This window comes from Heyndrickxia ginsengihumi, from assembly GCF_011008565.1.
In the GTDB taxonomy this organism is placed as follows: Bacteria; Bacillota; Bacilli; order Bacillales; family Bacillaceae_C; genus Weizmannia; species Weizmannia ginsengihumi.
Window position 1 is genome coordinate 1 of sequence record NZ_JAAIWK010000046.1, and the last position, 9,949, is coordinate 9,949.

General features: G+C 28.2%; 12 protein-coding genes. 1 reads left to right on the forward strand and 11 read right to left on the reverse strand.

Annotation, left to right across the window (positions count from 1 at the left end):
- Positions 1–492 precede the first annotated feature (492 nt).
- The 8 genes from G4D61_RS17545 to G4D61_RS18410 all read right to left on the reverse strand — a co-directional run bounded on the left by G4D61_RS17545 (position 493) and on the right by G4D61_RS18410 (position 7,309).
- A complete protein-coding gene (locus G4D61_RS17545; RefSeq protein ID WP_163174590.1) occupies positions 493–1,725 on the reverse strand; it encodes an ABC transporter permease in 1,233 nt (410 codons plus the stop codon).
- The gene (locus G4D61_RS17550) at positions 1,718–2,617 is read right to left on the reverse strand and encodes an ABC transporter ATP-binding protein (RefSeq protein ID WP_163174592.1); all 900 of its coding nucleotides are present in this window, start codon (positions 2,615–2,617) and stop codon (positions 1,718–1,720) included. The genes G4D61_RS17545 and G4D61_RS17550 overlap by 8 nt, the downstream gene beginning before the upstream one ends.
- A 24-nt stretch (positions 2,618–2,641) precedes the next feature.
- On the reverse strand, positions 2,642–3,559 hold the full coding sequence (locus G4D61_RS17555) for a hypothetical protein (protein WP_163174594.1): 918 nt from the start codon (positions 3,557–3,559) through the stop codon (positions 2,642–2,644).
- A complete protein-coding gene (locus G4D61_RS17560; protein ID WP_163174596.1) occupies positions 3,552–4,778 on the reverse strand; it encodes an aminotransferase class III-fold pyridoxal phosphate-dependent enzyme in 1,227 nt (408 codons plus the stop codon). The genes G4D61_RS17555 and G4D61_RS17560 overlap by 8 nt, the downstream gene beginning before the upstream one ends.
- Positions 4,771–5,496 (reverse strand): class I SAM-dependent methyltransferase, encoded by a 726-nt coding sequence (locus tag G4D61_RS17565; RefSeq protein ID WP_163174598.1) that lies wholly within the window; start codon positions 5,494–5,496, stop codon positions 4,771–4,773. Before G4D61_RS17565 ends, G4D61_RS17560 begins: the two co-directional genes overlap by 8 nt.
- Complete coding sequence (locus tag G4D61_RS17570; protein WP_163174600.1) at positions 5,483–6,688, reverse strand: hypothetical protein; 1,206 nt, start codon at positions 6,686–6,688, stop codon at positions 5,483–5,485. Before G4D61_RS17570 ends, G4D61_RS17565 begins: the two co-directional genes overlap by 14 nt.
- 154 nt (positions 6,689–6,842) lie before the next feature.
- The gene (locus tag G4D61_RS18405; protein WP_268978394.1) at positions 6,843–6,974 is read right to left on the reverse strand and encodes a hypothetical protein; all 132 of its coding nucleotides are present in this window, start codon (positions 6,972–6,974) and stop codon (positions 6,843–6,845) included.
- 212 nt (positions 6,975–7,186) lie between these two features.
- Positions 7,187–7,309 (reverse strand): hypothetical protein, encoded by a 123-nt coding sequence (locus G4D61_RS18410; protein ID WP_268978395.1) that lies wholly within the window; start codon positions 7,307–7,309, stop codon positions 7,187–7,189.
- Positions 7,310–7,682: 373 nt separating this feature from the next.
- Between G4D61_RS18410 and G4D61_RS17575 the strand changes: the two genes are divergently transcribed.
- A complete protein-coding gene (locus tag G4D61_RS17575; protein WP_367613801.1) occupies positions 7,683–8,396 on the forward strand; it encodes an SDR family oxidoreductase in 714 nt (237 codons plus the stop codon).
- A gap of 94 nt (positions 8,397–8,490) precedes the next feature.
- On the opposite strand, the gene G4D61_RS18595 is transcribed toward G4D61_RS17575, so the two are convergent.
- From G4D61_RS18595 to G4D61_RS18605, 3 genes are all read right to left on the reverse strand, one after another.
- Positions 8,491–8,943 (reverse strand): DDE-type integrase/transposase/recombinase, encoded by a 453-nt coding sequence (locus G4D61_RS18595; RefSeq protein ID WP_367613802.1) that lies wholly within the window; start codon positions 8,941–8,943, stop codon positions 8,491–8,493.
- Positions 8,930–9,340 (reverse strand): IS3 family transposase, encoded by a 411-nt coding sequence (locus tag G4D61_RS18600; protein ID WP_367613800.1) that lies wholly within the window; start codon positions 9,338–9,340, stop codon positions 8,930–8,932. The genes G4D61_RS18595 and G4D61_RS18600 overlap by 14 nt, the downstream gene beginning before the upstream one ends.
- A 65-nt stretch (positions 9,341–9,405) precedes the next feature.
- A complete protein-coding gene (locus tag G4D61_RS18605) occupies positions 9,406–9,825 on the reverse strand; it encodes an HTH domain-containing protein (RefSeq protein ID WP_025731418.1) in 420 nt (139 codons plus the stop codon).
- Positions 9,826–9,949: the final 124 nt, after the last annotated feature.

The following is a 9,949-nucleotide window of genomic DNA, read 5'->3' on the forward strand; positions in this document are numbered from 1 at the left end:
TAACAACATTCGGATTCATGGAACACTTGGCTATTTAACACCAATCGAATACAAGAAAAAGACCTTATAAAAATTGTCCAGTTTAGTGTTGACAATCCATTCATTCCTCCAAGTACTGTTGGCAATTATACGTCCGTTCCAAAGTATGGATAACTAAACGTTCATTCAAACGGGGGAAGTGTTGATAGATGGAATAAATTTTACAGCAATATTTGACCGGCTACTTCACCATTGACGAGTATGTTCAGTTGATGGCTCTAGTTAGCATAAGGGCACATATTGAGGTGCAGTATTTGTACAAATACAAATATATCCCGACGATTTTGTATAAGACTAAAACGTTATTGACACATATTCACTTTTTAATATGTGTCAATATCCTAAAAAACTCACTTTTTTTAGAAAACAAATAATAAAGAGTGGACAGGCTGAAGAAGACCTACCACTCTTAAAATATCTTTTCGGATCATCTTTATCTCCATAATAATATTATTATGCATTCTTACGTAAAAATACACCTTTAAGGTTGTAAAGTATATTTTTTTCGTACTTTAATATCAAAGATTTGTAACTCTTAGAAGCTATTATAAATAAAGTGACTATAAAAATAATTGATATAACTACGCTCGAAATTACGCTTAAAATATCCACCTCATTATTAGCAATACGGAATAACATTGTGAATGGTGAAAATAATGGAATATAACTACTTACCTTTACAAAATAATTTTCAGTATTATCATAACTGAAAATGACAATATAGAAACTTGCAAGTAAGATCAATATTAGTGGCATCACTGATTGTCCTATATCCTCAATTCTAGAGGTCAAAGATCCTAATACTGCAGCAACTATAGTATATGATATGATTCCAATTAACCAAAAAACAATACTTAAAATTATTAAAAAAGTACTATGTGATGTTACTTCTAAATCAAACTTCTCAAATATAGCTCCTGCATCGAAAATTAACAAACAAAAACATACAGTTAAAATTACTATAATTACTTGAGTTAAAGCAACCATAAATACACCTACAATTTTAGCTAAAATATGCAGACTAGGCTTTATACTAGTTAATATCATTTCAATTACCCGAGAAGTTTTTTCCACCGCAACTTCCATTGCAATTTGATTAGTATAAGTCATAACAATAAAAAATATAGCTACTATTATAAAAGTAAAAAATAATAACTGGAAATTCTTCTCTTTATCTGATATTTCTCCACTATTATTCAAGATTTTTTCTTTTAATGTGCTTTGCTTATTTAACTCCTTTATCTCGGTATTGTTCAATCCCAATTTTTGAATAGAAATTTGAGATTGAAGATTATCTAATAAATTCTTGGTTCCTGATCTTATCTGTGTCGGAATTTCTGATTTACTAAATAACTCCGCATTAATTTCGTCATTTTCTGAAATGTTTATTTCTATAAAGTAATCTATTTCGCCACTCTCTAAATGTTGCTCAGCCTCTTCTTTTGAATATTTTTCCACACCTATATTTCCATAGTATGCATTTTTGTTACTGCTAATTGCTTTATAAATATTCTCATTTTCTGTCACAATACCAATATTTTTATCATCATCCAGCAAATTTAAAATATTCTTGGAATTAAAAGCTAAAATTACTAATAAAACCAGCAATAGAGTAATAATAATAAAAGATTTACTTTTCACTTTTCCTAGGTATGTGAATTTAAAACTAGTCATAAATTTACTCATTTTTTTCACCTACTTGATCTATATATATATCATTTAGTGAGGGTTCTACAATTTGAAATCTTTGGATGAACCCCATATCTTTAACTTCATTGAATAATAATTCTGCTGCATCGTAATTTTCAATTTTAAATATGCTTTGCTTTTTATTTGTTTCCATTTTACTTACACCTGGAACATTACTTAGTCTACTAAAATCAATATTTCCTTCTATAATAACCTTTTTATAACCGTAATCTTTTTTTATATCATTTATACTGCCATTTAACACTAATTTACCTTTATTTATAAGACAGATGTCATCACAGAGTTCTTCAACATGATCCATTCTATGAGAACTAAATATAATCATTGTTCCTTTACTATTAAGCTCTATTACGGCTCTTTTTAAGAGTTCAACATTTATAGGATCTAAACCACTAAATGGTTCATCTAATATCAAAAGTTTTGGTTTATGTATCAGACTAGCAATTAATTGAATTTTTTGCTGATTACCTTTAGACAATGATTCTATTTTTTTATTGATATTTTCTTCAATATCAAATTTTTTCATCCAATAGGAAACTTCTTTTTTTATTTCCTTTTTATTCATTCCTTTCAAACTTGCCAAATAAAATAATTCTTGTGAAACTGTTAACTTTGGATGTAGACCTCTTTCTTCTGGTAAATAACCAATTTGATTATTAAACTTATTAGTCATTTTTTCACCCCAAAAAAGAACTTCCCCTCGGGTCATTTCTGTTAACCCCAATATCATCCTAAATGTAGTAGTTTTGCCAGCGCCATTTCTACCTAAAAATCCAAGCATTTTACCCTCTTTTAAAGAAAAAGAGACATCCTCTACGGCTTTAGTATCTTTATAAACTTTTGTAATATTTCTAACTATTAAAGACAAGAATCTTTCCTCCTATTTCAATAATTACTTTATAAATAAATTACATAACGATAGAAAACTATAAATAATTAATAAAAAAATCATCAATATGTTGATTATTCCCATGATAAAAACTACAAAATTAAACTGCTTTCTTCTTTTTAACATATCAAAAAAGTAAATCATGTAATTATTAGAACGCAAAATAGAGCTTGCATACCAATAGCCATCTAATTTAAAAAATGGTAATAAATTAAAAGCAATAGACAGAAAGTTCAAGCAATAAATTAATTGGAAATATGTATTATAACCAAACAACAAACCATATATACTAAAAATCCCCATAATAAATATCTGTGTTTTTATTCCTGCTAAAATTAGTTTTTCCTTATTTTTTTTATCCATTAAGTCTATAAACGGAACGGAAGTAAAAAAGAGAAATAAGGAAAAATATCGAAATGTTATTCCGAATACACTATACTTAGGTTGAAAAAATTCATAGTAATAATAATAATGTGATATTTCGTGTAACATTAAAATAAACAACTGAGTTAAATAGCACACTATCACGTAATAAATAATATTTGCCTTTATTTCTTTGAAATCAAATTTATAAAAATCTAAATTCAAAAATATAAATAGCGCTGACAAAATCAATGATATTAGAACAAGGACATTCATATTAGTTAATTTTGTATATTGCCCCACTTTAGCTATGTAAGAATATGGCATTTTAAATTTTAGTAAAGAGAAGTCTAAAATATTAATTTTTTTCTTATGCTCCACAAAATTATAGAGTGGGCTTTCAATAGAAAGATGCGAGTTTTCAACCAAGTGATCCACTACTTCTTTATTTCCTATTATGGTACGATTATTAAAATAATTATAAATATAGTATTTGCTATTTATGTTATCTTCAACAATTTCTATATTTTTATTATTTACAGTAATATGTTTAATCATATTTTTTCACGGTCTTTGCTATAAATTTCATAATCCTTTTAAGTAGATCTATATCTATATAAATATTTGGAACTATAATTAATCCTTGCTCTTTACCAGTTTCAAAGCAATAAGTAAGAATCTTTTTGTCCTTTAGTTTTCTCATTATCGTGTTTAAACTATTAATCTTATTAACAGGGACTGCGCACATTAATCCTATTATTCTCATACTTAAATCAAATTCCATATTCACATGGTAATATAGACTTTCTATATTTTCTACTTTCTTTTTAATATCATTATCATGTTCTTCGTAATATGTAATACTGTCAAAAATTGTTTGGATGCATAGTAAATTTCCATTTTGAGTAGAGAAATGCTCTGCTGTAATATTTTCTAATAAACTATATACCTTTTCATTAATTAATACTGCACCAGTTGGTAAAACTCCATTATTAATTCCTTTACTTAAACATAATATATCAGGAGAATACTCTAGCTTATCTATAAAAAACCTATATTTTGTTTTATAAAATCCTGTTGCCACTTCGTCAAAGATAGTTAATATTTCATTTTCATTGCAAAATTTCATTAATCTATTATAGAAAGCACTATTAGCAAATTTGATGCCCCCAGAACTAATAACGGGTTCAACACATATTATACCTATATAATCCCTATTATCCATCAAAAATTCAAAAAACTCTTTCTCCTTTTCTTCAGTTATCGGCAAATCTAGATTAATAATCTCTCTATAATCTGGTTCGTGACTTTTTACAAATTCCTTTGTTATCCCACTTAAAGCCATTCCTCCATAGTATGTGCCATGATAAGAATCATTCAAAGTAACAATCTTTTTTTTGGAACTAATTGCCCTCGCGATTTTTAAACTCAATTCTAAAGATTCAGAACCACTATTAGTATAAAATACTTTTTCAAATATTCCTTTTCCTACAAAATTCAAAATTTTAGTAGCTGTTCTTTCATATAAATAATGATTATACGATGATATATCAAGATAAGGTAGGTTTTTATTTAAAATATTAGACAAGCCTTTTTCTATTATTCTATTAAATCCATTATTATATCCAAGTGACACATTCCAAAGCCCACTATTAAGGTCAATATATTCTTCATTATTTTCATCATATAGAAAACTGTCATTTGCATAATTGATATTTATATTATGTAATTTTGTTGCATTAATATTACCATTCAAAACTATATTTTTTTCACTCATGCATGACACCTTCTATTATAAAGTAATCTTTTTGTGGGTTTGTAATTTTTACATAAAACCCTATTTTTTGCAACATACTCACTATATCCTTCCAATTATGATTAAATTTTACACTATACCCGATTTTTTGAGATTCTTTATGAAATATATTATAAATAATACAGTTATCTTCCTCGAAATTAAGGTAGTAAAAGGTACCTTTTTCTGTTATCTCTTTTTTAGGCTTTTCAGAAAGAAATTTACGTAGATTATATACATCTAAAATAATTCTTAATCCTTTATTCATTATTTTTATTGAATTTAGTAACTCCGCAAAGTTTTCTAAGCTAAATAAAGATATAGACGTAGCCGGTAGTAACAAACAATCAGTTCTACTATATTCTTTTTTTAACTTTTCCACACAAAATATATTTTCATGAATAACTTTATCTTGATGTTTTTCCATTTTCATTATCATTTCTTTTTCTTTTTCTATACCTACAATATTATATCCATCCTCAGCTAACGGGATAAGTATTCTTCCTGAACCAGAAGCCAATTCGATTATGTTTTCACTTTTAGTTAGCCTACTTTTATAGTATTCCAAATCATTCAAAAAGTTTTCAGTTTGAATATCACTATAATATTGGCTGAATATATTTTCACTGTATAATTCAACTAAATTCAATGACCCCTCTAGATTCCTGAATTTTTCTGATATCAATTTATTCGTTTGCATTATTCAGCATCCTTTTTACATCATTTACTAATTTTAAATCCATATAGCCTTCTGCTTCCTTTATTATATATTCATATACTTTCAAAAATTCTTCATTGACTTTAAATAGCCTTAATGTCAATTTATGTAGAAAGTACCCTTGATTATCAACTATAAATGCTAACCACTCATTAAAGATTGGCATTTTTTTAATATTTGAGTAATTTTCCAAATACCTATTTGTATTTCTAGATATAATTTGAATTTTTTTATTGTATTGAAAAGAAAGTAAATGACCTAAATAATAATCATAAGTTAAAAATGAATTGAAATCATCTTTGCTTTTAAGACTATTCAACTCATGTAACAGTTCATTTACCGAGGTATTTATATCCTCACTTAAGCATATAGAATATTGTGAGTCATAATATATTTTTTCATTCTTAATGAATAGAGAATATATTCTAGGCTCAAAGAAATATTTCCCAAAGTCCCTGATTAAGTAATGATTATTTTCCAAAGTCCCCTCTTGACTAAAACGTATTATATCTTCTAACACATCATCTTTCTTTATGTCTAAAAATGATATTTTTCTAATTTTAGACATAAAATCTTCCATCCCCATTATTTTCGAATAAATGTTAGAATCTAACTCCAATATTTCACCTTTAGGAGCTTTAGAGAATAAAATCAATGAATTAAAGCTACAATTTCTAAATATAGAACTATGTATTTTATTCAAATCTTTTATATCATCTATGTATAGATGCTTAATATGTATATTTTCATTATAATTATAAACCCCTTGGTACAAACATTCATAAGAATTTTGTAGACGCTGTTCTATATCGTCTTCCTCAGAAAAATAAAAACTATAATCTAAGTCACTATTAGTATCATTAATAAAAAATGAATTTATTTTAGCATTATAAACACTTATATTGATTTCTAAATTGCCCCTAATATAACTTAAAATATTTTCCATTCTAATAGTTAATTCATTTGTAATAATAATAAAATCCCTATAATCAGAAAACTCCAACTCATCTAAAAAGTCATTCACTGTCAATGTATCCAAGTTGTATTTCTCAAAACACAGATTATTATTGCTATATTTTTCTTCCAAGTAGTTCTTTTCTTCTTTTGAAAAATCTATACAGATTAACACGTCGTCAATGTTCTGTATTTTCACAATGCCAATAGCACTAGTCATATTTAACTTATCCCCTTTTTTATCCATAATAAAAGAACTTAGAAGAAACAAAAGTGTATTATTCTCTTTAGTGCCTTAAAAAAGTAATTGAGAAAAATAATACATTAATTCAAATAAATGTTCACTTCTAAGTTCTTTATTTAATTAGTGAGTATTATGTTAGAATAATTCCTGCTACAGCTGCCCCTGCACCTACTGCCGCAACACCTGCACCAAATCCAGCAATGAAATGTGATACATTAATTCCATTTAACTCACTTGTTTTAACTTCTTTAAATTCTAACATTGTTATTCACCCCTTTGTTTATGTAAATTTATGTTGAATAATATCTGCAACTACCCAACCAACTAAAACAGCCCCAATTAAGTAAGAAATGGAAACTATTAAGAATTTAGGATGAGGAACTATCATTACGTATGCAGATCCACCCAAACCAATTATAGTGCCAGTCAATATTCTCAATATTAATGAAAGCAATATACCATTCCCCTCTTTTATCATGTGAGTAAAATTATTGCTCCAGCAGCTAAACCTGCTGTACCTGCACCGGCAGCCACACCTAGCATAAATGAACCTATTCCATTTAATTCTGCAGTATTTACTTCTGAGAATTCTAGCATAAATATCACCTCCTATGACTTTATAACTATATTACGAAAATTTCCAATTAAATGCAATATTTAGATGAAGAATAATATTAAAAAAAATCAAATATTACCGATATTATCGAAGGAAATATTCCATTCCCTTGTTTTATCAAGTGAGTGCAATTCCTGCAACTATACCCGCAGCTTCACCGGTACCTAGCAATAATGAACCTGTTCCATTTAATCTGTAGTATTCACTTCTGAGAATCCTAGTATAAATATTACTCACTATGTCTATATGATTATATATATAATTGACTTTTTTTCGAAAAGTGTCAATATTTAGATGCAAAATAATGTTAATAAATTTTAATTTTCAACTATATTATATTAAACTTTGAAAGAGGTGTTTAGAATCACTACCTTAGTTGTAGGTTCTAGTGGCCAATTAGCAAGCGAATATATAAATAAATGTAATTATGAAACTATAATTGGAGTTGATATAAGTAATAGCTCTCAAATTAAAAACTCTAAATTCCATTATTTGCCAGTTAATGTAACTAAAGAAGAAGAAATACACAAATTAGTGACTTTTTTAGAGGAAAATTCAATTATTTTAAATAAGATACTTTTTTGTGTCGGTGTAAATAAACTTCATAATTTTTTCTCATCTACTATAGAGGATTTTGAAGAGACAATTTCAGTGAATTTTATATCGGTATATAAAATTTTAAAAAACATATATAATAGTCTTAGCGAAAAAACATCTATAGTTTTGGTAGCTTCCCAAAATGGTGTAGTAGGACATATAGATAGAATTGATTACGGACCATCTAAAGCGGCTCTTATTCATTTGGTTAAAAATTTAAGCTTAGATTTTGCAGAGTATTCATCAAAAGACATTAAAGTCAACGCTATTTCCCCAGGATATATTGTTAATAGTAAAAATCATGATTTTTTTAATACATCAAAAGGTAAGAAATTAATCTCTAAAATTCCGTATAGAAAATTAGTAACTAATACAGATGTTATTAATACTATTGATTTTCTGTTTTCGGAAAAGTCAAATGCTATACGAGGGCAAAATATAGTAGTTGATTATGGATTCACAATACAATAACCATATAAATATTAAAACTAAGAAAATTTTATAAAAAAAAACCTCTCAGCAATATAAAATGTACCCTTTGTAAAGGACATTTATAAAAAAATCTTTAAGCAATTTGAAGAAGATGCTGTCTGTATTTTACAGGTGGCATCTTCTTTAAATTCCATTGTCCACGATAATGGTTATAGTATGTCATATAACTTTTTACTTCTCTTTTCACATCTTCCAGTGTTTCACAATCCTCTATATTCGTCTCATCTTTAAAATGCCCAAAGACTGATTCTTGGGGCGCATTATCCCAACAATTACCACGACGTGACATTGACTGACCCAATCCCATTTTCTTCACAAGCTTTTGGAATTGCGGATTCGTATAATGGAATCCTTGATCTGAATGTATAAACGCCTCTTCAGCTATATGCGGATAATTTCGTTTTAATTTACGTAAAGTATTTAAGGCGATGTCGAGCGTAATTTTGTCTGATACTTCATAGGCTAATATTTCATTGGTTTCCGCATCTTTTACCGTGGATAAGTAGGCACGCTTACCTTGTTTTATATGTTAGGTAAGTAATGTCTGTTAATAATACTTTGCCAACTATGCCTTGTTTAAATTGACGTTGGAGGAGGTTTGGACATGTCCGATGTTCCTGCGTAGCTTTTGCCATTCGACGATAGGGGTTAGCTTTTCGAATCGGACAAACAATATCAAATTTCTTCATTATCCGGCGAATCCGTTTAAGATTGTATGTGATACCATATTGATTTTCCAAAGTCATTTTAATTTGACGTGCACCTTTCTTACGACGACGGAAATGAAACGCTTTTAAAATGATTGCCTTTACTTCTTCATCTGCTTGATAACGTACTGCACGGTTTTGTTTTGCTTTTTCAGTAAAATAATTGTAATAACCTGAACGAGATACACCGACTACTTCACAAAGGTACTTGACCATTCGCTTTAGTTTGTATTTTTCAATCGTTTGATAAATTAATAAGAATTTCTGCTCGGTTATCAGTTCTATTTTTTCTTCACCATCTGCCTTTCGAGTAGATCGAGCCTTTTTAAGAGTTCATTTTCAGCTTGTAATATTCGGTTTTTCGCTTCTAATCGAGCATATTTCTCCTCTAAGCTTAGTTCACGTTCTAAAGGACGTCCTGAATGGTTTTTTCGTGTATCTACTAATCCATTGATTCCTCTTTCTCGATATATTTTACGCCAACGTTTACCAGAGGAAATCACGCGATCTAAGCCAATTAAATCTACATCTAAACCAGTCTCTTCAAAGATTTCACGTGTACCTTTTCCTTTTTCATTCTCTGCAATAAAATGTCTTTTAAATTCATCTGTATAAGTGATTCCTTTTTCAGTAACAGATTCTACATAGGGGTTACAAGCAAGTTGTTTTTGTTCTACTTCACTTAAGTACCTTTTAGTCATCTTCGTCATCTCCAACACTTTTTCTGGTTCTACGTCAAATGTTGGGGTATGAGCTCTCGCTCCTACCCCTAAATTACCGGAATTCCTTTAACCTTAAATTGATGATGTAATAAAACACGCAAAC